Source organism: Paenibacillus sp. FSL M7-0420, assembly GCF_038002345.1.
GTDB lineage: Bacteria > Bacillota > Bacilli > Paenibacillales > Paenibacillaceae > Paenibacillus_AQ.
This window is the reverse complement of the sequence record NZ_JBBOCJ010000001.1, coordinates 4,492,793-4,517,440: the sequence shown is the minus strand read 5'-3', so window position 1 is coordinate 4,517,440 and position 24,648 is coordinate 4,492,793. Positions and strand designations below refer to the sequence as shown.

The window sequence follows — 24,648 nt, the reverse complement described above, 5'->3', positions numbered from 1 at the left end:
TGATCCAGGGTGACGTTCTACTGTAATTGATGAAGGGGTTGTTGTGTAAATGGCTGAGCACTTGAATAGAATTCTGGTGGTGGATGACGAAGAACGTATCCGCCGCCTGCTCAAAATGTATCTTGAAAAAGAAGGCTATGAAATTGATGAGGCAGAGGACGGGGAAATTGCCCTGCGCAAAGCAACCGCGAATGACTACGGTCTGATTCTGCTGGATGTGATGCTGCCTGGGATTGACGGGATTGAAGTGCTGACCCGGCTCAGAGGGGTGAAGTCCACACCGGTCCTGATGCTTACCGCTAAGGGTGAGGAGATCAACCGGGTGCAGGGCTTTGAGATGGGGGCAGACGATTATGTCGTCAAGCCGTTCAGTCCGCGCGAGGTGATCTACCGGGTCAAGGCGATCATGCGCCGTTCTTCCGCAACGGCATTTTTGTCCAAAGAGAGTAATTCAAGCAACAATATCGTGTTCCCGTTCCTGATTATTGAGCATGATGCACACCGCGTAAGTGCAGGCGGCCAAGAGGTAAGTCTGACGCCCAAGGAATACGAGCTGCTGCATTATCTGGCCATCTCACCGGACAAGGTGTTCTCGCGTGAGGAGCTGCTGAAGGATGTATGGAATTATGAGTTCTTCGGAGATCTGCGCACTGTGGATACCCATGTCAAGCGTCTGCGTGAAAAACTGAATAAGGTATCCCCGGAATCGGCAGCGATGATTACAACGGTATGGGGAGTAGGCTATAAGCTAGAGGTGCCTAAATAAGTGAACTTCTGGAGAAGCCTTGTCGGTAAGCTGTGGATCACGATCATCTTCCTGGTTGCTGTCGTGCTCATTACACTCGGGCTGTTCCTGCTGCCTTACATCGACAGTAATTTCACCAATTCCGGGGCAATCAAGCGCCTGTTCATGTATACATGCATGATCGGGTTCTCTCTGACCACCTTCTTCGCCCTGTTCCTGTTCACGAAGATCACCCAGCCGATGCAGCAGGTTATTGAGGCAGCGAATGACATCCGCCGCGGCGAGTATGGAACAAGACTGACCCTGGTCACAAGCGATGAGATCGGCCAGCTTGCTACATCATTTAACCATATGGCGGAAGAGCTGGAAGAGAATATACGCAGTCTGAATAATGAAAAAGGGCATTTATCCAGTGTTCTGCGCAGCATGAGCGATGCGGTAATCACCTTCGATATCGAAGGCCGGATCATCCTCACCAATCCGCATGGCCAGACCCTCCTCGAAACGTGGAGTGATCTTGCCTGGGAGGAGGAAGAGGATACCGGACTCGTTCCGAAGGCCTCCGCTTCCAGTGAGGTGCCGCCTCCGCTGCGTCCGCTGTTCTTCAGCACCCTTGAGGGCGGGGGCGATCAACGCTCCAATGTTCATGTCCGGCAGGGGGTATGGTCGGTGCACATGGCACCGCTCTATTCCGAAGATCATCTGCGCGGAGCTGTTGCCGTTCTGCGGGATGTGACGGAAGAGGTGCGTCTGGAGAAGATGCGGCGTGATTTCGTGGCCAATGTATCCCATGAGATCCGCACTCCGTTATCCATGATGCAGGGCTACAGTGAAGCACTATTAGACGGGATGGCTTCCTCCCCGGAGGAGAGCAGTGAACTGGTGCAGGTCATTCACGATGAATCTTTGCGTATGGGCCGTCTGGTGAAGGATCTGCTGGACCTGGCGCGCATGGAAGCAGGACATACGGATATGCTGAAGTCCAGGGTGGATGTGGGAGAATTGCTGGAGCGGGTATACCGCAAGTTCTCCGTCAGAGCCAAGGAGCGGGATATCATGCTGGAGCTTAAGAGGCCTGAACAGGAGATGCTGCTGGGGGCTGCCGATGAAGACAAGCTGGAGCAGGTGCTGACCAATCTGCTGGATAATGCCTTCCGCCACACCCCGGCTGACCGGAGGATAACCATCCTTGCGGATACAACAACGCTGGAAGGCCGGAGCTATGTGGAGATACAGATTAGAGATCAGGGGGCCGGCATTAACCCCGAGGATCTGCCGTTTATCTTCGAACGCTTCTACAAAGCCGACAAAGCGCGTCTGCGCGGAGAGTCGGGCGGTACGGGGCTGGGGCTGGCGATTGTGAAGAATATCGTCGAATCGCATCACGGCAGTATTTATGCCTCCAGCAAGCTAGGAGAAGGCACCACATTTACCCTGCGGCTTCCTGTCGAAAAACAGTAAACCAAGACCATGCATGACAGCGCCTCTGAGAGCAGAGGTGCTTTTTGTTGAAATCAGCACATTAATATTGTTCATCGTGAAACATATATTTCAAGCTAAGGCTTGCAGGAGGCTGGGCATTATGATCTTATCCTTGGACCAAGGTACTACCAGCTCACGGGCAATTCTCTTTGATGCAGAGGCGGAAGTGATCTCGCAGGGGCAATATGAGATCCGGCAATCCTTTCCCCGCCCGGGCTGGGTGGAGCATGACCCGGAGCAGATCTGGGAGAGTCAGCTTGCAGCAGCCAGAGATGCCATTGCAGCAAGCTCCGTACCGGCTGATCACATCACGGCAATCGGCATTACCAACCAGCGGGAGACCGCACTTATCTGGGATAAAATTACAGGCGAGCCGATCTATCCGGCAATTGTCTGGCAGGACCGGCGGACAGCAGACCAATGTGAGGAGCTGAAATCGCAGGGGATGGCCGGAGTCATTGCGGACAAGACGGGGCTGGTCATCGACGCGTATTTCTCGGCGACCAAGCTGGCATGGATTCTGGATCATGTACCGAGAGCAAGAGAGCGTGCGGGCAAGGGAGAGCTCCTGGCGGGAACGGTAGACACCTGGCTGATCTGGAAGCTGACCGGGGGTGCCGTACACGCTACAGACGTTACCAATGCTTCAAGAACGATGATGTATAACCTGCATGAGCGCCAGTGGGATGAAGAGCTGATGGACAAGCTGCGTATTCCGCCGTCCATTCTGCCGGAGGTGAGGATGTCGGGCGGAGATTTCGGTATCTGTGACCAGCAGTGGTTCGGTCTGGAGATTCCTATCCGGTCGGTGCTGGGGGACCAGCAGGCGGCACTCTTTGGCCATACCTGCCTGGAAGCCGGCAGTGCCAAGAATACCTATGGAACAGGCTGCTTCATCCTTATGAATACAGGCACTGAAGCTGTGGCATCCAGTCATGGCCTATTGACCACTGTAGCCTGGGGCATGGGCGATGAGCTCTATTATGCGCTGGAGGGCAGTGTGTTTGTGGCTGGAGCGGCTGTGCAGTGGCTGCAGGAGGGGCTGGGGCTGATCGTCGCGCCCGCCGACTCGGAAGAGAAGGCCAGCGAGGTGGACGAGAGTGAAGGAGTTGTAGTGGTGCCTGCCTTTACCGGCCTGGGTGCGCCTTACTGGGATATGTATGCGCGGGGCGCCATATTCGGCTTGACGCGGGGGACCACCTCCGCACATCTGGTACGGGCTACACTGGAATCACTGGCCTTCCAGTCCCGCGATGTCATCGACGCGATGCAGAAGGACGCCGGCATGCCGCTCACCGGTCTGAGGGTAGACGGCGGTGCGGTGCGCAACAATCTGCTGATGCAGTTCCAGGCCGATATTCTGGGCAGCGAAGTGACACGTACAACCTATGCGGAGACTACAGCACTTGGCGCTGCGCTGCTCGCCGGACTTACCTCCGGGGTATGGACCCGTGAGCAGCTGGAGAGCTTCAATACGGCCGAGAAGGTCTTCTCGCCGCAGATGGAGCCGGAGGAACGGGAACGCAGATACGGCGCCTGGCAGGATGCTGTATCGCGCACGATGGGCTGGGAGAAGCATGAGGGCAAGCACGAAGGCAGACTTTAGAGCAGAGTAGAGGCATTAAGAACAGAAACGGCCCGCAGGCAGAAACTCTGCTGCGGGCCGTTTGCTTACTCTGAAACAGAAGTGAACGGTCGGTAAGACTAGTACTCCATTACAAATGCAACGTTCTGCCATCCGGCACCTACGGTCCAGAACAGGACCTTGTCTCCGCGTTCAAGCTGCCTTGTAGTGACGGCTTTGTGAAGGGCAATGAATGGGCTGCTGGTCGAGGTATAGCCGAACTCATCGCCTATGTAGACTGCGGCCTCAGGGTTAATGCCGGTTTTGCCGGAGACGGCCTGGATGTTCGGAAGAGACAGCTGTGAGAAGCAGGCAGCCTTGACCGATTCAGGGGCAATCCCGTTGTTGCTCAGCAGAGTGTTGATCGATTCGGAAGCAGCATCCACACAGATGGAATCATCGAATGGAATGAACTTCACATTGAACTCTCCTGCGGCCACACCGGTGCGTCCGAGCTTAGCCAGGCCTTCTGCCGGGAACAGAGAGTTGCCGTACACACAGGTGTCTGTCTGGTAGATAGAGTCAATGAAGCCGACCGAATGCTCATCGCGCTCCAGAATGACAGCGGCAGCGGCATCACCAAAGTTCGCGTAATATACCGGATCATTCTTGTCCGCATGCGGCGCCACATAATCGGAGCCGATGACGAGAGCGCGGCGGATTCTCGGGTTCGCCATCATCTGGCGGCTGACCTGTTCAACCGAGGCGGTCATTCCGGCACAGTTGGCATTGCTGTCAATACAGATGGTATGCGAGGCCCCGTTAATCAGGCGGTGAATCATCAATGAGTTCGTAGGAAATATATATTCAGGAGTCTGGCTTGCATAAGCGATCAGGTCAATGTCAGGGCCGGTAAGACCGGTCTTCTCCAGAACATTACTTGCGGCTTCAAAAGCCATTGTCAGGGAGTTCTCATCCGGGCTGTCGATGCTGTAGCGGTTTTGACGGCCCAGAGTAGCCAGCAGTCCACGGATATCAATACCTTTATCGTCAAAATGCTGTATGAAAAAGTCATTGCCGATTCTTTTGTCTGGATGGTAGATATCAATGTCCTTAATGCGAATCCCCGCCATAGTACAGACCTCCTAAAGTTTTGTTAGCTATACTTCTCACGAATCTGCTTCTTACAAAACTCTCTTCCGGCATTAGCAGCCGGTTCAATGAATGAATTAGCATGTGCGTTTCAAGCGGCTGATTTAGGTTTAAATTGTATTTATTAAGCTTGTACGGTTGAAGTGATCTCCAGGTTCTCAAGTCCGGCTTTGCGGCCCAGGCGTGCCAGCTGCATTTTGAGGATCGGGTTATTTTCCAGGGTAAGACTCACTTTCTGGAAGCCGTCAGCCTTGAACATGATGAAGCAGCCTTCAAGCAGCGGTACAACATCAGGAGCTGTTACATTCAGCTTGCGGCAGTCGATCTCTAGTGCATATTCAGCAGGGCTGATCGGGTTAATGGTCTGCTGGTAAGCCTGTATGGATTTGAGCCCGTCCTCGTTAGAGAAGGTTCCCTCCAGCTCAATATTGATTACTTTCTTCGCAGTATCTGTCTTCAAAATAAATTGTCCCATGTTGATCTCTCCCTAAGTGTAATTTCCAATACCTCCAAAACATTATTTCTGCGACTCTATTCGACAAAACCGCAGTTCGATTTGGGATATTTTGCCTTCATTATAACCAGATCATCCTGAAATGTGCAATTGAAAAGTCGAAATTTGTAGAATTATGAAGATTTTTCTTTGATCTCCTCCAGGGTATCCAGCAGCACATTAAAGGCCGAAATCACCCGGGGGGCACCGACGCAAGGGGTCAGATGCAGCAGCACACCCTTGATCTGCTCGACGGTCATGCCAACGCGGAGCGCCATTACATAATGAACCCCCAGCTGTTCATATTGCCCCATCGTAATCAGAGACGAGATCACTGCAATCTCCTTCCAGTCAGAGCCAATCGTGGTCCGCTGAAAAATATCGCCATAAGCATTGCCCATGATATATTCGGCTAATTCCGGAAAATGCTCTTTGATCGGAGCCAGGGCCTTGGCCCCATAATCTCCTGAGAGATCAGTGAAATGATCGAGTCCGCTGTTCATGCTCTTGTTCACGTTATGTCCTCCTGACAGTAGGTTAGAAAAGGTGTGCGGATATGGCTTCCTTACGTAAGATCCAGCGTTCGGTGCGCCGTAGGAGGCATTTCATCACGGTCAGTCAGCAGTTCAATGACAGCTGCCTTGTTAAGGGCCACAGCTTCGCGGATTGCGGCAGCGAACTCCTCCTGCGTCTCGCAGCGGAAGCCGGCTGCACCCAGCGATTCGGCGAATTTCACGGCATCCATCGGAACCTCGAAGATCGTACCGTCAATCCGGCCGGTCGTTTTCTCCATGCCCTTGAGCGCCATATCCAGCTGCATATTGTTCACCACGATGAAAATTACCGGAATGTCCTTGCAAACGGCCGTGTTTATTTCAGCTCCGAGCATCATAAAACAGCCGTCCCCGGTAATACAGAAGACAGTCTCCCCGGGAGAGGCAGCCTTGGCGCCGATGGACATGCCAATTGAATTGCCCATACAGGCAAAGTAGGCATCGAATATGAAGCTGCCGGGCCTGCGGACATTGAACCATTTCACAGCATTGAAGCCATGGCTGCCGTCATCTACAAACACGCTGCTGTTGTAAGGAATCAAGTCGCTCATCGTGCTCATTACCGAAGCCAGAGAGAGGCCGGCCAGCACGGGCAGCTCGTCATTGTAAGCATTGGAGATTGTGATTTCATGCCTGGTGACCGTAGAGGAGTCCAGCTTCTGAAGATACAGTGCCAGGTTGTCCCTTAAGTCCCCGCCGACAGCGATGGTGGATGAGGACAGTATTTTGCCGACAAAGGTTGGATCTACATCGAACTGGATCAGCTGCTGCGGATGATTCTCCGGCTTCAGGTTGCAGATGGTCATGTCGCTCAGCCGGGAGCCCAGAACAATGAACAGATCACTGTTGTTCAGCAATTCATCGCCGTGCGAAGAGCCGCCGACGCCGACCGGACCGTGGTAGAGCGGGTGATCATAAGCTATGGCGCCTTTGCCGCCTGGAGAGGTGACTACAGGAATGTTGAAGGTTTCGGCCAGCTGGACCAGTTCCTGATGGGCACCTGAACGGTTGACGCCTTTACCGGCAATGATCAGCGGTCTGGCGGATTGATTAATCGCCGAGATGACCCGGTCATAGTTCTGATAACTGACTAGTCCCTCGCGTTCCGGCAGAACAATCCGGCATTCCGCGAGCCGCTCTGTCTGCACATCAAACGGAATGCAGAGATGGACCGGACCTTTCCGGTCACCGAGGGCGATGGATAGGGCATGGTTGAAAATCGTGCTGAAGTGATCGCCGCGTTCAACGAGCTTGCTGAAGAGGGTGGCCGGCCGGAACATATCCGCCAAATCAGCCAGATAGGAAGTGGAATCCTGACATTGGGGAATGCCCAGCTCCTTGATGGACTGATGTCCGGTGATGAAGAGGACGGGAAGATTATTGGCCTTGGCATGCGCTGCTGCGGTGAGCAGATTCGTTCCGCCCGGACCGGAGGTGCCGAAGGCTACCCCGAGACTGCCGGTCTTCAGAGCATAACCGCCGGCGGCGAAGCCGGAGCTGGATTCGTGCCGGCCGGGGATGAACTCTATACCGTAGTCAACCATTTTCAAAGCGATGGGGCAAATAGACTTGCCTATGATTCCAAAAGAATGAGTGACTCCCAGATTGCGTAATGCTTCCGCCATATAATCTGCAACTGTCTTCAGAACATCCACCCCGCAAGTTGTTATTTGTATACGTCAGCAATAGAAAACCTGTACTCAACATTGGAGCACAGGTCTGTTGCACGAATCACCATAATCAAACGCGAAACCTAAGGCGTTCACAGTTTTTCAGCAACCTGGCTGTCATGATCCCACTTCAGAAATGAGACTGTAGATCCATGGCTTTGCGTCATTCCCTTTCGGTGAATTTTGCCGGTATGCGGTTATAAATGAATTTGTGGAGAATTTTCCTTTACAATATATTCCTTGCTCCTCTTTTGTCAATAACCCCTGTGAGAAGAAACTCGGAATTTGACGAATATTCAGGAGTAAAAATGGCTAAATATTTGGATTTTCAAACTTTTGAAAATGGTTGTCTCTGGAAGACTAAAGTCTTAAAATGCAAATGGCCATTTAGGTTGGTTAATATGGGAAGTGAGCCCAAAGACTCATTACATTCCTGATTTACTGCAAAATATTAAGAAATCGCTAGATATACAGCATTGCAAATTTCGGTGATAGGACTTAAGTAGCGGTGATGTGAGAGGTTAGCTTATAGACAATCTATGACAATAGAACGACTATAGTAAAGAAGTGCAAAGCACGTTTTTTACCGTTATGCACAATTTCAACAATTTGTGAATATTACATAACAATCTTTGTTTTGCCCAAAAAAAGAGACACCTCCCGCAGAAAATTCCGCAGGCGTGTCTCTTTGTGCCGGGGTTAAAATTTGAAAATATGAATCGTTTTTTGCAGGTTGAAGACTGCGGAGGTCATCTTCTCTGTCTCCTCAGCTACGGATTGCAGAGCATGAATCTGTTCGTTCATTGCTGCGGATACCTCTTCCGTCCCTGCGGCGGTCTCCTGGGTGATGGCTGAGATATTCTCGATCGCCCCGGAGATCTTGAGCGCGCTCTCCAGCATAAGGTCACTCTCTGCGGAGAAAGAGGCAATCTGCTCGGTTATGTATTGGACACTATGCACAATTTGAGCAAAGATGTTGGCCGTCTCCGTAATCATCTCATTCTGCACCTGGACTACCTCTTCGTTAATGGCGATGTTATCAATAGCCTGCTTGATATCCGCTTCGATGCTGCGTACCAGACCGAACACCTCTTTGGTTGAAGCGGTGGATTCCTCGGCCAGCTTGCGGACCTCCTGGGCAACAACTGCGAACCCGCGGCCATGCTCGCCTGCACGGGCGGCTTCAATAGAAGCATTGAGCGACAGCAGATTGGTCTGTTCAGCAATTTCAGTAATCGTCTTGGTAATCATCGTAATGCCTCGTGCGTTATGCGATAGGGCTTCGATGGTATCCGCCACCTTCCGGGTAGCCTGGATGTTCTTGCGCATGCCTTCGGCTTGGGTATCCACCGATTGCCGCCCCTGTTCTACCAATTCCAGCGTATGTACAGACCTTCTATTCATTTCCTTGGTGGAATTCGTATAATTGGAGACTTTGATTTCGATATCCTTGATCGATTCGGTCATATCAGCGATATCCACCGAGATTTCGTTAGCACCGAGGGCCAGTTCATTGGAGGAGGAGGCCACCTGCGCCATGACAAACTTCAGGTTCTGATTCTTGTCTTCAATCCCGCGGCTGGCGTCCATAACCTGACGGGTAATCTGTGAGGCATCGGTGAGGATTTTTTTGAGCTTGTCAATCATGGTGTTGAAGGAGCGGCTAATGTCGCCCATGGAGCCATTCTCGTCAGCACGGCTGGTGAAGTCGCCTTTGGCAATCGTGTGCGTCACATTGGAGATATCCTCAAATGAAGATGTAAGCGTTCTCTCAATGAAGCGCGCAAGCGGGTAAGTCAGCGCTGCCAGGACAGCGACAAGAATAATGCCGATGAGCAGCCTGTCCATAAGGATTAGCGTAATTAAGACAGGGACAGCGAATAAAGCGGCAACCAGGTAACATCCGGTGACGATTTTTTGTTTCAACGGCAGCTTGTTCATCCAGTCCATAATGTAAAGTCCCCCTATAAATAATAATGTGTATTGTAATATTATAGGGGATACTAGTGCATTTGGTCTATTATTAAAAATCGTATAATGCTGCCGCTTCGCGCAGAGCCGCAGCAACCGTATCCGCAAGCTCAGGCGGTGCCGTCACCTTGATGCCCTGACCCAGGGACAGGATGATCCGGCACGCAGACTCCGGTGTGTTGAACTCGACCTCGGCCCTGATCCAGCCCGGGGCCTCAGAAGGCTCCTGGTGCAACAGGGCGACGTATCGCTCCTTCTGCAGCTCCTTCATTGTTTGCTCTCTTACAAGCAGGCTGGAGGGGTACCTGGGCAAGGCAGACTTGAATGCGGCGGTGGAGGTCTCCCAGTAGCGGGACAGGTCAAAATCCTCCGGCAGCTCAAATAGCTCATCTGTGACTTTGGCCTCAGTGATTCTGGAGACCCGGTAGGTCCGCAGCAGCCCGCCGCTATGCTCGGCAACTACGTACCATACGCCGCGCTTGACCACCAGCCCCAGCGGTGCAACCAGCCGCTTCGCAGCGTCCTCCCCGCGCAGATAGGTGATGCTCACCTTGCGGTTCTCCCATAAGGCTTCCTGCAAAGCGGTCAGGCAGGGATAGGTCTCCCCGGAGGGATGCCACCCGGCTCCGTCGATGTGAATCCGCTGGCTGAGGAAGCTGAAGGGGGTGACTGGCTGCCGGGTAGCGACAGCCTGCAGCTTGCGGGCGGCCGAGGAGAACTCCTCCTGAATGCCCAGAGCGTGCAGAATTGCCGGATCAGCGGGCACCAGCAGTGCGGCAATCTCCTTGGTGTTCATTCCGGTCAGGGAATTCCGGTAGCCTTCAGCCAGCCTCCAGCCGCCTTCCCGGCCGCGCTCGGCGAGCACGGGGATGCCGGAGAAGCTAAGTGCCTCCATATCCCGGAAGATTGTACGTTCGGAGACCTCCAGCGTTTGCGCCAGCTCTTTGGAGCTGATTTTGCCGCGGCTCTGTAAGAGTTGAACGATAGTGATCAGGCGATCCGCTCTCATTCTGCAACCTCCCTTGAATGTGTTATTTATATATGTCAATGGTTGTCATGTATAAGGTATATATTAGACAAGAGTACGGATTAGCGCAAATGATCATCTAATCCGCAGTACCGTCCTTTAAAAGGAAGGCAAAGCCGTTTCCGCTTATATAACGCAAAAACACTCTTTGGAAGTGCGCAGCCTTAAGCCTGCACTCCCGAAGAGTGTTTTATTGTGAAGAAATAAGAATTAGAGCAGAATGATCTCCTCAGCGGTGTTGATCTCCGGCAGTCCGGCCAGCTTCACCAGGACCTCCTTCGGTACACCCTTATCAACGGTCAGGAGCATGATGGCCGCTCCGCCGATGATAGTCCGGCCAACCTGCATGGATGCGATATTGACGCCGTTCTCGCCAAGCAGGGTGCCGACGAGTCCGATGATACCCGGCTTATCGTTGTGCGAGATGACAAGCTGATGGCCTTCCGGAGCAATATCGACCGGGAACTTGTTGACCTTAACGATCCGTTCGCCATAGCCCTGCAGCAGGGTACCGGCGACCAGACGCTCTTCATCATGCTCAGCCTTGAGTGTTACCGTGATGAGGTTGGTGAAGCCTTTGGTTTTGGAAGCCTTGGTCACCACTACATTCACATCACGGGTCTTCGCCAGATGCATCGAGTTGACGATGTTCACATCTCCGGCAAAGTGGCGGGTGAGCACACCTTTGACGACATAGCGGGTAAGCGGCTGGGTATCCACATCCGAGAGATCACCGGCATATTCCACATGGATCTCGCGGATCGCTCCGTCCGTAATCTGCGTAGCGAAGCTGCCCAGCTTCTCGCCGAGGGTGAAGTACGGCTGCAGCTTGTTCATCACGCTAGGTGCAACCGGCGGAATGTTCACCGCGTTGATGAACGGTTCGTTGCGCAGGATATGGAGGACCTGCTCGGATACATCGATGGCCACGTTCTCCTGGGCTTCAATCGTCGAAGCACCCAGATGCGGAGTCACAATAATCTTCGGATGTGTAAGGAACGGGTGGTCTGCTTCAGGCGGCTCCTTCTCGAAGACGTCGAACGCAGCACCGGCTACAATACCGCTGTCAATCGCTTCTACCAGCGCCATTTCATCGATGACACCGCCGCGGGCACAGTTGATGATGCGCATGCCTTTTTTCATCACTTCGAATTGCGGACGGGAGATCATGTGGCGGGTCTCAGGGGTGAGCGGTGTGTGAACGGTGATGAAGTCTGCACCGCGCACAATGTCGTCTACCGAAGCCAGCTTCACTTCCATTTTCTCTGCACGGTCAGCTGTCAGGAACGGGTCATAGGCCAGGATGCTCATGCCGAAGGCTTTGGCGCGCTTGGCCACCTCGCTGCCGATCCGGCCCATGCCGAGTACGCCCAGTGTTTTGCCGCGCAGCTCTACGCCGAGGAAGGTTTTTCTGTCCCATACGCCGGAAATCGTCTTCGCATAGGCTTGAGGAATATGACGGGCCAAGGCCATCATCATGGCAAAAGCATGTTCACAGGTTGTAATGGTATTGCCGTCCGGAGCATTGATAACGACTACACCGCGCTGCGTGGCTGACTCCAGCTTGATGTTGTCCACGCCGACTCCGGCCCGGCCGATAACCTTGAGATTAGTACCGGCGGCGATAATTTTGTCAGTCACGGTAGTCTGGCTGCGAACGAGTAAGCCGTCATATTCGCCAATGATTGCAACTAGCTCATCTTCACTTAGTCCTGTTTTCTTGTCTACAGTCACATCGCTTGCGTCCATCAATTGCTGAATGCCCAAATCGCTGATCGGGTCCGATACTAATACTTTAAACATGGTCTCTTGTCCTCCTTCAAATGGGAAAGCTATTGTATATGCCAAGGATCACCGGGTAAGGCAATCCGCAGTACCAGAACTTACAAGAGCGTAATAAGCAGCTTGACATCAGGGTAACGCGCTGTCGCATAAAAGAAACAGCATACAAAGGTACCCGATTCATAGGAATATGGCAATAAAAAAACTCCCAACCCCCATACTACTGCCGTAGTAAGGGACGAGAGTTGTCGTGGTACCACCCTAATTCACTGCGACGGTTAAGAAGCAGCCTCATTGGCCTGCAAAGGCCACACTGGTAACGGAGTGATCCGATTGTACCTACTCTTGTGTTCAATACAATATCTCAGGAGCGCTAAAGATTAATGTCCGCCACCGGTTCTCACCACCCACCGGCTCTCTGAAGACTGCAAGTAATCTTTGTTCCATCATCGGTTTTGCTTGATTAATTTGTCATAATGTAACATGGTGATGCCAAGTGTGTCAATAGGATTCTTCTGCACGGGTCCGCCTTGAAGTGGACCGTAATATTCGTTATGATGCAATAACTGGTCCTACTCGTAGAAGAAAGGGAGCTGCGGCATGATCTCTTTGCCGTAATATTGTTCCCGCCACTTGATGAAGTCCTGCTCCTGCACCGCACCGGTGGAGATGAGCAGGGTGACGGAGGACTGAATATCATTCAGCTTCAGCGAGCTGGCGGTCCCGGAGTAGATCATGTCGTCAATCTTGGCAGTGATATCCTGCGGATCATATCCGGCGTAGATGCCGCGGTTGAGCATGATATTGGCGATGGAAGCATTCTTGAGCAAGAGCGGCATTTTTTTCCACTGAATGAAAGAGAGTGTCTTTAGCTCACCGGACTGCTGCGGAATGGACGGGTGGGTCTTCGACCCCCATTTCAGCATGGAATCATAGAAGTTCTTCTGGGCGAGCAGCCCGAATCTCACGGCACTGGTTGTGAAGTTGTCGCTTCTCAGCACTTTGGCGGCTTCCGCGCCGGAAGCTCCCGCAGTCACCTTACTGGAGGCTTGGGAGAAGAGTGTGAGACTCTTAAGAATATTGAGCTGAGATTCATAGAGCATCGGCGAATTGGTGAAGAGCGAATCCTGGGTAACCTTATCATACTGCTTGTCCGCGAGAATACTCAGATTCTTCAGTGTTGCCGCATTCTGGCGTGCATCCGTGCTGCGGGCAAGAACGCCCACCTGTTCGTTCCAATTGCGCTTGAATTCCCGGTAAGGCAAAAATACGTTATGATAAAAGGTGACAAGATCCTGCTGCTGGTAGGAGCCGGAGAATTCCTGGGCGCTTGGGTGGTCCTTCAGCTGTGAATACTTGGCCTCTGTCTTGTCAGCTCCAACCTTGACTCCCGTGAAAAATGAAGCGAATGCGGATATTAGAAAAAACAAAAAACCTAGTGTGTACATCATTTGAGTGCGGGAGGTACGGCTGTTCATGATTAGGTGCTCCTTCGTATAGGTGAATTAACTTATGTAAAAACATTTACTTATGTAAAAACATTTATAGAACAGGCAGGTTATAATGAAAAAATTCAAATTGGGTGACATCAAAATTAAAAAGGCCGATCCACAGCAGTTAACAGACAAGCTGTTACTCATTAATCTGTACATTACTCAGGGCCTTACCTTATTTATCGGTTTGATATGGATATTATTGCAGAAAAGAAATCCTATTCACATATTAAATTTTCCGGATAGTGTACATTTCGTGTACTGGGGCCTTGGCCTTGCAGTTATTATGCTTGCTGTTGACTTCCTGCTGACCCATATTGTTCCTGAAGACAGCATGGATGACGGGGGGATTAATGAGCTGCTGTTCGGCAAACGGCCGCTGTGGCATATTGTGGTCATTTCGGCGGTGGTTGCGGTGTGCGAGGAGCTGCTCTTCCGCGGAGCGATCCAGCATTCGCTTGGGCCGTACTGGACGAGTATACTGTTTGCCGTTATTCATGTCCGTTATCTGCGGCACTGGATTCCAACGGGCTGGGTCTTCCTCAGCAGCTATGGTCTTGGACTTATCTACATCCATTCGGGCAGTCTGTGGGCACCTATCTTGTGCCATTTCCTTATAGATTTGTTCTCCGGTATGGTTATTCGTTACAGGAGGGTATCATGACAGAACAATTAAGCCGGGTAAGGTCCCGCCAGAAACAGCAGAAGAGAGAACAACAGCCTCCGGCCAGAGCGGGCAAGCGTCAGCCGGCCTCCGGGGCAGCAGAAGAGCGTGCGGGAAGTCCGGTGCCGGTGGCAGGGACCCTGTCCAGGAAGGAGCGCTTATCCGGGCGCAGGGCCCCCGGGAGGCCGGAGCGTGAGGCGGCACAGCAGGAAGGGGAGCAGACACCGTCGCGTGCGGACAGTTATCCGTCAGAGAGAATCCGGTTCAGCAAAATGTTCATCAATTCGCTGATTGTTGTATTTCTGATGCTGCTGGGCTTCCTCCTGTGGTGGGGAATTAACGGGGCGCCGGATCTGGGCAGCCTATGGAGTTGACTAGGGTGCTCCTGATTCTATTAGGTGTGAGCCTTGGGGGAGCAGGGGTCATGGGCCTCCTTATGGTTGCTGCTGCCTTCAAGAAACGGTTGAATCATCAGGATATTGTACTGGAGCGGCTTCCTACCGTCTTCGACGGCTACCGGATACTGTTCATTACGGATATTCACCGCCGCCGTCTGCCGGAGGAGATGCTGACCCCGCTGCGGGGGAAGGTGGACGCTGTCTTCCTGGGCGGTGATATGACGGAGAAGGGTGCTTCCATAGAACGCCTGTTGAAAAATATGACTCTGGCCGCTTCGGTTGCCCCTGTATATGCCGTACATGGGAATCATGATTACAGGGCGAATATCAGTCTGGTGGATAACATCATCCGGGGAAGCGGAGCCAGGCTGCTGGTGGATGAGAACTGTGTCATTGAGCGGGACGGTGCTCAGTTTATTCTGACCGGGGTGGATTTCCCACGGCAAGGCGGCAAGAAGGCCTATGGGCCGCTGTCTGCTGTGGCTGAAGCGGATGCGGAAGCCTTCCGGATTATCCTCGTGCATGATCCGCTCTGGCTGTCCCGGCAGCAGGAGGTTCCGGCTGACCTGATTCTGGCCGGGCATACCCATGGAGGCCAGGTTGTACTGCCCTTGATCGGGAACCGGCATACCGATGAGTTCTACCGCAGGTATAATGCGGGGATGTATGAGATCCCCCGGAGCTATAATGCGGGTCTCCCGCCGCTGAAGATGCTGATCAGCCGGGGGTTCGGTACGGCGCATCTGCCGCTGCGCTGGCGCAGTCCGGCCGAGATGCATGTGCTGACCCTGCGCTGCGGACGGCAGCACTCCGGATCGCAGAGATTCAATGTGATGGACACATAAGCATGACAAAAAAACGGCTGCCCTCCTTGCGGGGCAGCCGTTTCTGCTTGTATGGACGGATTCGGAGCTTAGCGCATCTTCAGCTCAATGCTGCGCGGATCTACAAAGCTGTAGCCCTTGCCTTCAAGCGTAGTCAGCAGAGTGTCAAGTGCCTCTACCGTCCAAGGAAGCTCATGCATCAGAATATTGCTGCCGGAGTGCAGCTGATCGGTTACATTCTTGATCAGCTTCTCCGTTTTGCCCGTATCCTTGGCCTTCATCTCCCAGTCGAGGGAGCCATTGGACCAGGTCATATAGAGCATGCCGTTTGCAGCGGCAATTTTTTTGCCTACGTCACCGCCGGCACCATGCGGCGGGCGGAAGAAGTGAGGGGTCTCACCGGTAATTTCCTTGACGATATTCTGCACATCTTCAATCTGCTTCTTCACTTCGGCTTCCGGCTTATCCTTCAGCACGATGTGATCCCAGCTATGGTTGCCGAGCACGCCGCCCCGTTTGTGGATCAGCTCCAGCAGCTCGGGATGCTCCTTCACCCGGTAACCATTGACGAAGAAGATCGCCTTGGCCTTGTGCTTGTCCAGCGTATCCATCAGCGGATTGATTAATTCCGCTTCCTTCGGCCCGTCGTCGAAGGTCAGCAGGACAACCTTCTTATTCGTCGCCGGATCATTCGGGACAATGTCATAATTCTTGTTCATATGATACAGCAGCGGTACCTGCGCATCGCTGGCTGCCGCAGGCGTAGCCTCCGGTGAGGCGGTGGCCTCAGGTGCAGCTGAGGCTGTTGCCCCAGGTGTAGCAGATGCGGCTGTCTCCGCCGCCTCTGTTGCTGCCGCAGGCTGAGGCGTCTTCTCCGCAGCCTGGCTGCCTGTATTCCCGCCGCTAGTGCAAGCTGACAGCAGACAAGCCGCCAGGAGCAGCGTTATTGTTGCTTTACCCACTTTTTTCATCTCGCTTTCTTGTTGTTTGGCTGTATGAGCGGCTACCTTTCCGCGAACACTAAGCATGATTTTACCATACAAGGAGGTTGGAGATATGAATACTTCGTCATTTCTGTGCGGGGTGCTGATTGGTGCAGCCGCCAGTATGATTATGTCCAAAAAACGCAGCGCCATGATGTCGGCCCTGATGCACTCGAACGGTTCTTCCTACAATGCGGGTGACAAGGCCAAGGACAAAATTATGGGGATGGCCATGACCGGCTTCGGCAGCACGGCAGCGGGCAGCAGCCATGACCACTCCGGCTCACATGTATCCGGCGGTGGCGATCATAAAGAGGATTTCCTTAAGTCCAAAGAATCAAATCTGAACATGCTGAAGGATTTCATCCGCAGCAACCCTGATGTGAAGCATGAAGTCGAGCAGATTCTCAAAGATACTCATACCGCCATACCCGGTTTGTAACCGGATTTAACCGCTGCAGAATCATTTTGGCGATGCCGGCATCGCCAAAATGATTCTTTTTTAATATGGCTTTACATATAATGGGCAGCAAATTGGGCTGAATCTATATTTATTTACGTGCATTTGTAGCTTCAAAATGATAACATACATACATAGTAACCATTTTTGGCTCATTACTCGGGACTCATCATACATTAATATTAAATGAGCTTGCAAAAGGAGGATCCTGTCATGAGAATAGAGCGATTAAGTCAAGATAAGATACGGATTTTCCTCACTTTTGACGACCTGAGCGAGCGGGGCATCCAGAAGGAAGACATGTGGCAGGAGGTTCCCAAGGTGCACGACCTCTTTACGGAAATGATGGATCAGGCGTACAGCGAGCTGGGTTTTGACGCTACGGGTCCGCTTGCCGTGGAAGTGTTCGCATTGCCCGCGCAAGGCATGGTCGTTATTGTGACCCGGGGGAAATATGATCACCATCAGTACGGTGGGGCCGGGGAAGATGAATTGCCTGAAGAGATTTACGAAATGGAAGTTACTCTTGAACAAAGCGACTCCATTGTATATGCTTTCCGCGATTTCGAGGTTCTGGTGGAAGCAGCTCATGTGCTCATCGGCAATATTACTTCTCAAGGACAACTGTATTCTTATAATGATAAATGGTACCTCTACTTCGATCCGAAGGAATTTGAAGAGGCTGCACTGTCAGGGCTGGTAGGCGTGCTCGCTGAATTCGGAGATTCCTCTCCGGTAACTCAGGCTGTTCTGGCCGAATACGGCAAGACGGTTATGGCGGAGAATGCGATTCAGACGCTGTGCAATCATTTCAAACGCCAGGAATAAGAGATAGCGGGAAGGTACCAGTCCGGCCATAACGGCTTCAGCAGAGATTAGGTATTAGCGCAAGGGAGGCTATTCGGTGCTTTTGTTATCGGTTATTTCGTCAGCAGTTGCACCGGGACTTGCGCTGCTGACTTTTTTCTACCTGAAAGACAAGTATGATCAGGAACCGCTCCATATGGTGCTTAAGGTGTTCCTGCTTGGCCTGATGATCGTGCTGCCGGTGATGATTATCCAGAGGGGACTTGTGCTGGGGCTGGACGGCGGTCCTTATGTGGATTCCTTTCTGATCTCAGCCGGGGTGGAAGAGGCCCTGAAGTGGTTTGTGCTGTACCATATGATTTACAATCATACCGAATTTGACGAGCCCTATGATGGAATACTATATGCCGTAGCGATTTCGCTCGGCTTCGCAACAATAGAGAATGTAATGTATGCATGGTACAGCAATGCTTCAATCGGCACCATGATTCTAAGGGCGCTGCTTCCAGTCTCCGGACATGCCATGTTCGGGGTAATTATGGGCTACCATATGGGCAGAGCCAAGTTCTCCGGCGGGGTCAAGACCCGTAAGATTCTGCTGATTTCCTTGCTTCTGCCCTGGCTGTGGCATGGAATCTATGATTTTCTGCTCGCGACGACAGCTAACTACTGGATCTGGTTTATCGTGCCTCTGATGGCAGTTTTATGGTACGGAGGCATGGGGAAGGTAGCGCGGGCTAACAGCCGTTCCCCGTTTCGCTTTTTGAAGCGTGAGGAAGAGGTTAACCTATAATCGAGATGGACACACTTAATCCTACAGGGCAGTTCCTTAAGGCAAGGAATTCCAGAAAGGAGAGAGAGGTGTCTTTTTTTGCGAGTAAAAGTTCGGATTGTCTGCAAGCAGTGCGGCGAAACCTACATATTAAGAGGGAACAAGGAGCAGGGGGTTGTCCAGACCGGCTTCAAGCAATGTCTGTGCAGCTGTGTAAGCGGCTTTGAGATTGAGGAACGGGCCTGAAGACCGGATTCTTGAAAAAGTGCATAAGACTTCTCAGTTATTGTCAAACTAACGGCAATAAGCTACTGAAAGGAGCTATGCGGACCTATGTACAAAAGATTAAGTGCCATAATGTTCCCGCTTACCGCACTCTTGCTGCTTGGAGCGCTCGTCTGGGGGTATCAGGAGAATCAGGAGAAGAATTCGATTCTGATCAAAGCGGAGAATCAGTATCAGCGCGCGTTCCATGATCTCTCCTTCCATGTGGAGCGGCTTCACGGTGAGCTGGGCAATACGCTTGCGGTGAACACCACCTCTAATGGAATGCACCGCAAGGGACTGGTCAATGTATGGCGGATTACCAGCGAGGCGCAGAACGAGATTAACCAGCTGCCGCTGACGCTGCTGCCGTTCAGTGAGACGGAGGAGTTCCTCTCCAAGATCGCTAATTTCTCTTACAAAGCTGCGGTGCGTGACTTCACCAAGAAGCCGCTGACAGAGGGGGAGATGGCGAATCTGAAGACACTCTACCAGAATTCGGCTGAAATCTCCAAGGACCTGCAGAAGGTTCAGGACAAGGTCATCGGCAAAAAGCTGCGCTGGATGGATGTAGAGACTGCACTGGCTACAGAGCAGAAGGCCGAAGATAACACGATCATCGACGGATTCAAAACCGTGGATAAACGCGTGGCGGCTTACCCGGAGCTGGACTACGGCCCTTCGGTTGCAAGTATCTATGATAAGCGGTCGGTGAAAAAGCTGGGCGGCAAGCCGGTTACCGCTGACCAGATCAAGGGCAAGGCGATGAAGTTCGCCGAGCTGGGCGGGCAGGCACAGGTGAAGATTCAGGAGAATGGGAAGGGAACGGAGTGGGCTTCTTATACAGCGACTGTGACTTCAGCAGAGCATAAGAAGCCGGTCTCGATGGACTTCACGGCGGAAGGCGGACTGCTGATCTCTTACAACGACAACCGCGAGGTAGGGCCGGCCAAAGTATCCATGAAGCAGGCTGTGGAGAAGGCGGGCAAGTTCCTGAAGAAGAAGGGATATCCCGGCATGACCGCAGTCAGTGCTGACCGGTACGATAATCTGGGCAATCTGACCTTTGTCAGCAGCCAGGACGGCGTGCTCATCTATCCCGAGAAAATGACGGTTCGTGTTGGACTGGATACGGGGGAGGCCATAGGATTTCAGGCAAGTGACTATGTGAATGAGCATAAGGAGAAGCGTGTGCTGCCGAAGCCGAAGCTTTCCTTGGCTGAAGCCAGAGCGATGCTTAACCCGGAGTTCAAGGAGCTCTATAACCGGCTGGCCTGGATCGAGAATGAAGATGCGGTGGAGCTGCTGACCTATGAATTCGGGGGCAAAATCAACGGCTCACAGTTCAGGATTTATCTGAATGCCGATGACGGTAATGAGGAAGCGGTGGAACAGATCCGCACCTCCTCGGGAGCACAGGATAAATAGCCGGACGTTCCACTTAAGACGGATAAGCCCGGTTATAATAGAGAAGACGCATTTCCGGAAACGGAGGGCGTCTTTTTTGAAAAATAAGAATCTATATGTTTTGGGGTCCCCGCAAAGTACCTGAATCAACACCTACGCTAAAGCCCCACTTTGTGGGGTTATTTTGTTGCTGCGCGCCGGTTGCGGCTGCTGGTGTTCAATGCCTAATAATATTTCTGACCGGTCTCAATAGGGCGTGCTATAATCGGTTTAGCATTTATTACTAACTCAAGCGGCGGTGACAGGTTTGTATCCCAAAATCAATGAATATCTATACCTCCAGGTGGCGTCCAGCGATGCGGCAGAGTCTGAGATCCAGTACCGGGCAAGGATTGCGGACATGGAGGATGAGAGTATCCTGATAGAGATCCCTATGCAGGAGAGCAACGGCCGGCTTAAGAAGCTGTTCGTCGGTGATGAGCTGTCGGTGTATTTTCTCACAGAGGGCGGCATCAAGAATTACTTCAATACTCATGTGCTCGGCTTCAAGGAAGATGTCATCCGGATGGTCCGGCTGCGCAAGCCAGCGGCGGAGTCCATCTTCAAAATTCAGCGGCGCAGCTTCTTCCGTGTCAATGCCGAGCTGGAGCTGGCCGTTAAGGATGCCCTGGGCAGCCGCTTTCTGGTGCGCACCGAGGATATTGGCGGCGGCGGGACGTCATTCTTAAGCGATGCGAAGATTGCTTTGGAGGTGGCCGACAAGCTGGCCTGCTGGCTGCTCGTCTCCTACCGCAACGGAAGCACGGAGCATGTTAATTTCGAAGGCGAGATTGTACGGATCAAACCGCTGGAGACCGGGCGGAATCTGGTCATGGTTAAATTCTCGGCCATTTCCGATACGGAGCGGCAAAAAATTATCCGGTACTGCTTTGAACGCCAGTTCGATTTCCGCAACCGCTGATTCCCTGCGCGCGAATCTTCAAGAGGGCCCTGAATCAGCTTTTTTCTCCCTAAAAAACCTCAATGTCATTTTGCACTGGGGTTCAAACTGTGGTATAATTTTATAAGTCGCAGGCAATGCCTGCTTTTTTCTTGAGAATATCAGCAAGTTCCAAGAGAGATATGTCGATATGCGTATTTCTGCGGAAGAGTGTTTGAGGAGGAATGCCCCGTTGGACAGGCAGGATACACATACTAACGACCGAATTAACGTCGCCATCGACGGACCTGCCGGGGCAGGCAAGAGCACTGTAGCCCGATTGGTAGCACGGGAGCTGTCTTACATTTATGTAGACACGGGTGCCATGTACCGGGCAATCACCTGGTATATGCTTCGTGAAGGCATAGCAGCAGAGGAGCATGAGCTGGTGGACCGGAAGGTCCAGAATATGGCGATTGAGCTTCTGCCTGAGAAAGATGTGCAGAAAGTGCTGATTAATGGGGAAGACATGACCCCGCATATCCGCAGTCTTCAGGTCAGCGGCCAGGTGTCGCAGTATTCGAAGATTGAGGGTGTTAGATCCAGACTGAGTCACTTGCAGCGTCAGATGGCGCTCCGCAAGGGAGTCGTGATGGATGGCCGGGATATCGGTACAACCGTACTGCCGGATGCCGAAGTGAAGATTTTCATGACGGCAAGTGTGGAGGAGCGTGCTCTCCGTCGTTACAAGGAACTGAAGGATACGGAAACAGTGACTCTCCAGCAGCTTGAACATGATATTGCAGCGCGGGACCGGCTTGATGAAGGCCGGGAGATTTCACCGCTGTGCCGTGCCGAGGATGCTATTCTTCTGGATACGACGCATATGGATATCCTTCAGGCCGTGGAAGCCATCGTCTCCCACTGCAGAACCTATGTTAACGGGGAGAGAAATCATCTATGATTTATGCATTTTGCGTGGCCTTGCTTCGTATGATTTATGCCATACTGTTCCCGCTCAAGATTGTGGGAAGAGAGAATGTGCCGAAGGAGGGTGGAGTCCTGCTCTGCGCGAATCACATCAGCCTGCTTGATCCCATGACGATCGGAATTAAGCTGAAGCGACAGGTACGATATATGGCCAAGGCGGAATTATTCAATGTTCCGGTGCTGGGCTGGCTCATTAAGCAATTGGGCGCATTTCCTGTCAAGCGTGGCGGCGTAAGCAAAGAATCCATTAAGACGTCTCTCAATACGCTTCGCAGCGGACATGTGATGGGCATCTTCCCGGAAGGAACGCGGAACTCCGATTCAGGTTCAGCCAAGAAGGGTGCGGCAAGCTTCGCGCTCCGCAGCGGCGCAGCCGTTGTACCGGCAGCCATTATCGGGTCCTACAAGCCGTTCCGCCGGATGACTGTTGTGTATGGGGCACCCATAGACCTCAGCGCATTTGAAGGTGCGGGAAGTGATTCTCTGGACGCTGTAACCGATGTAATTATGGGACGCATCCATGAAATGATCAGTACCGGCAAGCCCAGTTCGCGGTAAGTCCGGAAGGCAATCTCCTGTTTCGGTGAATAGCTTATAAATTACAGCATAACCGCTATTTTTTGGAACATACTAATCAACACAGTGAAATGGTTTAACGAAGCAATGATTGTTTTGAACTCTGCTCTACGCGGGTTTAAATAAATGGGGTTTTGAATCGAGGAGGGTAATCACATGTCTGAAGAAATCAAGAATCAAGAAGCTGCGGATAACGTTGAGAATAACGAGACCGTAGAAGGGGCAGAAACTGTAGAATCCGCTGTAACCGAGTCTGCAGAAGTTGTTGCCAGCAATGAAGAAGAAGTGACAAGCCAGGAAGGTCTGGAAATCATTTCTCTGAAAAAAGGCGATACCGTGAAAGGAACAATCGTCAAAATTGAAGATAACCAAGCTTATGTAAGCATTGGATATAAATACGACGGCGTTATTCCTATTCGCGAATTGTCTTCCGTTCAGCTGGACAATGCCGCAGCAGCGGTAGAAGTCGGCCAGGAAGTGGAATGCAAGGTTGTCAGCATCAACGACAACAAGGAGAGCCTGGTGCTGTCCAAGCGTGCCATCGACAGCGAGAAATCATGGGAAGATCTGGAGAAGTATTTCGCTTCCCAGGAATCCTTCGAAGTTACTGTAGCTGATGTTGTCAAAGGCGGCCTTGTGGCTGACGTTGGCGCACGCGGCTTCATCCCGGCTTCCATGGTTGAGCGTCACTTCGTTGAAGATTTCAGCGACTACAAGGGCCGCACACTGCGTGTCAAAGTGAAAGAGCTTGACCGTGAGAACAGCAAGGTGATTCTCTCCGCCAAAGAAGTTCTGGAGGAAGAATTCGAAGCTAACAAGCAGAAGATTATGGCTGAGCTGTCTGAAGGCCAAATCATCGAAGGTACTGTTCAACGCCTGACTCAATTCGGCGCATTCGTTGATGTTGGCGGCGTAGACGGACTGGTTCACGTATCCGAGATCGCTTGGAACCATGTGGAGAAGCCATCCGATGTAGTATCCGAAGGTGACAAGGTTCGCGTTAAAGTACTTAAGGTTGATCCTGAAAAGGGCAAAATCAGCCTCAGCATCAAAGCAGCTGCTCCGGGTCCTTGGGATTCCGCAGCAGGCAAGATCAACATTGGCGATGTAGTTACGGGCGAAGTTAAACGCCTTGTGAACTTCGGCGCATTCGTTGAACTGCTGCCAGGCGTTGAAGGCCTTGTGCATATCTCCCAGATCTCCCACAAGCACATTGGTACTCCGCATGAAGTGCTCAAGGAAGGACAGGAAGTACAAGTGAAAGTACTTGACTTCAACCCATCCGAGAAGCGCGTCAGCCTGAGCATCAAGGAAACTGAAGAAGCTCCGGCTCCTTCGGCCAGACCAGAACGCAGCAACAGCAGAGACAGAGCGCCTAAGGAAGTGCTGAACAATCCTAACGTATCGCTCAGTAACGAAGGCCTCAGCTTCACACTGGCTGAACGTTTCGGCGACAAGCTGGACAAATTCAAGGGTAACAACTAATCCCTTTGTTATCTCATCATAACGGGTAAAGTAATCGGCGAGCCCTCGATCAGAGGGTTCGCCGATTGTCTTTTCCAGGGCATACAGGATAGCGGCAATACCTGGGTAAGACGGTTAGCCAATTGGAATGTTTTTTGCTATGATGAGTAACGTAAGGAAGACAGGA

The 24,648-nt window shown here is 52.1% G+C and carries 24 protein-coding genes, 1 riboswitch and 1 other annotated feature; of the genes, 15 read left to right on the top strand and 9 right to left on the bottom strand.

The annotated features are described in order from the left end of the window. Window positions 1-49: 49 nt before the first annotated feature. The 3 genes from MKX51_RS19420 (at window position 50) to glpK (ending at window position 3,833) form a co-directional block, all read left to right on the top strand. Window positions 50-766, top strand: coding sequence for a response regulator transcription factor (locus tag MKX51_RS19420; RefSeq protein ID WP_036727360.1), 717 nt, complete (start codon window positions 50-52; stop codon window positions 764-766). After that, on the top strand, window positions 767-2,206 hold the full coding sequence (locus MKX51_RS19415) for a HAMP domain-containing sensor histidine kinase (protein WP_340993505.1): 1,440 nt from the start codon (window positions 767-769) through the stop codon (window positions 2,204-2,206). 121 nt (window positions 2,207-2,327) lie between these two features. Next, the gene (gene glpK / locus MKX51_RS19410; protein ID WP_340993504.1) at window positions 2,328-3,833 is read left to right on the top strand and encodes a glycerol kinase GlpK; all 1,506 of its coding nucleotides are present in this window, start codon (window positions 2,328-2,330) and stop codon (window positions 3,831-3,833) included. 98 nt (window positions 3,834-3,931) lie between these two features. Here the strand turns inward: glpK and MKX51_RS19405 are convergent, their stop codons facing one another. The 8 genes from MKX51_RS19405 to MKX51_RS19370 form a co-directional block, all read right to left on the bottom strand. Further along, window positions 3,932-4,924 carry a 3-oxoacyl-[acyl-carrier-protein] synthase III C-terminal domain-containing protein gene (locus tag MKX51_RS19405; protein ID WP_340939623.1) on the bottom strand — a complete coding sequence of 331 codons (993 nt, stop codon included), beginning with the start codon at window positions 4,922-4,924 and terminating at the stop codon, window positions 3,932-3,934. A gap of 143 nt (window positions 4,925-5,067) precedes the next feature. Further along, entirely contained in the window at window positions 5,068-5,418 is a 351-nt protein-coding gene (locus MKX51_RS19400) for a hypothetical protein (protein ID WP_036727352.1), read from the bottom strand. 152 nt (window positions 5,419-5,570) lie between these two features. Beyond that, window positions 5,571-5,951: a carboxymuconolactone decarboxylase family protein gene (locus MKX51_RS19395; RefSeq protein ID WP_340939625.1), complete on the bottom strand. Its 381-nt coding sequence runs from the start codon at window positions 5,949-5,951 to the stop codon at window positions 5,571-5,573. Window positions 5,952-6,001: 50 nt separating this feature from the next. Then, window positions 6,002-7,615: a thiamine pyrophosphate-binding protein gene (locus MKX51_RS19390; protein ID WP_445322017.1), complete on the bottom strand. Its 1,614-nt coding sequence runs from the start codon at window positions 7,613-7,615 to the stop codon at window positions 6,002-6,004. 146 nt (window positions 7,616-7,761) lie between these two features. Beyond that, a riboswitch (cyclic di-GMP riboswitch) is annotated at window positions 7,762-7,858 on the bottom strand. A 501-nt stretch (window positions 7,859-8,359) separates the two neighbouring features. Further along, window positions 8,360-9,610 carry a methyl-accepting chemotaxis protein gene (locus MKX51_RS19385; protein WP_340939628.1) on the bottom strand — a complete coding sequence of 417 codons (1,251 nt, stop codon included), beginning with the start codon at window positions 9,608-9,610 and terminating at the stop codon, window positions 8,360-8,362. Window positions 9,611-9,683: 73 nt separating this feature from the next. Beyond that, on the bottom strand, window positions 9,684-10,640 hold the full coding sequence (locus MKX51_RS19380) for a helix-turn-helix transcriptional regulator (RefSeq protein WP_340993502.1): 957 nt from the start codon (window positions 10,638-10,640) through the stop codon (window positions 9,684-9,686). A gap of 228 nt (window positions 10,641-10,868) precedes the next feature. After that, on the bottom strand, window positions 10,869-12,461 hold the full coding sequence (serA, locus tag MKX51_RS19375) for a phosphoglycerate dehydrogenase (protein WP_340752855.1): 1,593 nt from the start codon (window positions 12,459-12,461) through the stop codon (window positions 10,869-10,871). 210 nt (window positions 12,462-12,671) lie between these two features. Further along, window positions 12,672-12,899 (bottom strand) — a binding site (T-box leader). A 113-nt stretch (window positions 12,900-13,012) separates the two neighbouring features. Beyond that, window positions 13,013-13,918: a hypothetical protein gene (locus tag MKX51_RS19370; RefSeq protein WP_036727342.1), complete on the bottom strand. Its 906-nt coding sequence runs from the start codon at window positions 13,916-13,918 to the stop codon at window positions 13,013-13,015. An 85-nt stretch (window positions 13,919-14,003) separates the two neighbouring features. Between MKX51_RS19370 and MKX51_RS19365 the strand changes: the two genes are divergently transcribed. The 3 genes from MKX51_RS19365 to MKX51_RS19355 are packed head-to-tail and all read left to right on the top strand — an operon-like array spanning window position 14,004 to window position 15,840. Further along, complete coding sequence (locus tag MKX51_RS19365; RefSeq protein ID WP_036698166.1) at window positions 14,004-14,597, top strand: CPBP family intramembrane glutamic endopeptidase; 594 nt, start codon at window positions 14,004-14,006, stop codon at window positions 14,595-14,597. Then, a complete protein-coding gene (locus MKX51_RS19360) occupies window positions 14,594-14,971 on the top strand; it encodes a hypothetical protein (protein ID WP_340993501.1) in 378 nt (125 codons plus the stop codon). The genes MKX51_RS19365 and MKX51_RS19360 overlap by 4 nt, the downstream gene beginning before the upstream one ends. 50 nt (window positions 14,972-15,021) lie before the next feature. Then, on the top strand, window positions 15,022-15,840 hold the full coding sequence (locus MKX51_RS19355) for a metallophosphoesterase (RefSeq protein WP_340993500.1): 819 nt from the start codon (window positions 15,022-15,024) through the stop codon (window positions 15,838-15,840). Window positions 15,841-15,908: 68 nt separating this feature from the next. Here MKX51_RS19355 and MKX51_RS19350 read toward each other — a convergent pair whose 3' ends face one another. After that, window positions 15,909-16,790 carry a polysaccharide deacetylase family protein gene (locus tag MKX51_RS19350; protein ID WP_340993499.1) on the bottom strand — a complete coding sequence of 294 codons (882 nt, stop codon included), beginning with the start codon at window positions 16,788-16,790 and terminating at the stop codon, window positions 15,909-15,911. Between the two features lie 85 nt (window positions 16,791-16,875). Between MKX51_RS19350 and MKX51_RS19345 the strand changes: the two genes are divergently transcribed. The 9 genes from MKX51_RS19345 to rpsA all read left to right on the top strand — a co-directional run bounded on the left by MKX51_RS19345 (window position 16,876) and on the right by rpsA (window position 24,482). After that, a complete protein-coding gene (locus MKX51_RS19345; RefSeq protein ID WP_340993498.1) occupies window positions 16,876-17,244 on the top strand; it encodes a hypothetical protein in 369 nt (122 codons plus the stop codon). Between the two features lie 231 nt (window positions 17,245-17,475). Further along, complete coding sequence (locus MKX51_RS19340) at window positions 17,476-18,090, top strand: genetic competence negative regulator (RefSeq protein WP_036698160.1); 615 nt, start codon at window positions 17,476-17,478, stop codon at window positions 18,088-18,090. A 76-nt stretch (window positions 18,091-18,166) separates the two neighbouring features. Further along, on the top strand, window positions 18,167-18,862 hold the full coding sequence (gene prsW / locus MKX51_RS19335) for a glutamic-type intramembrane protease PrsW (protein ID WP_340939644.1): 696 nt from the start codon (window positions 18,167-18,169) through the stop codon (window positions 18,860-18,862). A gap of 78 nt (window positions 18,863-18,940) precedes the next feature. Beyond that, entirely contained in the window at window positions 18,941-19,087 is a 147-nt protein-coding gene (locus tag MKX51_RS19330; RefSeq protein ID WP_179090427.1) for a hypothetical protein, read from the top strand. Between the two features lie 87 nt (window positions 19,088-19,174). Further along, window positions 19,175-20,533 (top strand): germination protein YpeB, encoded by a 1,359-nt coding sequence (ypeB, locus tag MKX51_RS19325; protein ID WP_340993497.1) that lies wholly within the window; start codon window positions 19,175-19,177, stop codon window positions 20,531-20,533. A gap of 286 nt (window positions 20,534-20,819) precedes the next feature. Continuing rightward, complete coding sequence (locus MKX51_RS19320; protein WP_340939649.1) at window positions 20,820-21,473, top strand: flagellar brake protein; 654 nt, start codon at window positions 20,820-20,822, stop codon at window positions 21,471-21,473. A 211-nt stretch (window positions 21,474-21,684) separates the two neighbouring features. Then, window positions 21,685-22,395 carry a (d)CMP kinase gene (gene cmk / locus MKX51_RS19315; RefSeq protein ID WP_340993496.1) on the top strand — a complete coding sequence of 237 codons (711 nt, stop codon included), beginning with the start codon at window positions 21,685-21,687 and terminating at the stop codon, window positions 22,393-22,395. Next, window positions 22,392-22,979, top strand: a complete 588-nt coding sequence (locus tag MKX51_RS19310) for a lysophospholipid acyltransferase family protein (RefSeq protein WP_036727329.1) — start codon at window positions 22,392-22,394, stop codon at window positions 22,977-22,979. Before cmk ends, MKX51_RS19310 begins: the two co-directional genes overlap by 4 nt. 174 nt (window positions 22,980-23,153) lie before the next feature. Continuing rightward, window positions 23,154-24,482, top strand: a complete 1,329-nt coding sequence (rpsA, locus tag MKX51_RS19305) for a 30S ribosomal protein S1 (RefSeq protein ID WP_340939654.1) — start codon at window positions 23,154-23,156, stop codon at window positions 24,480-24,482. Window positions 24,483-24,648 lie beyond the last annotated feature (166 nt).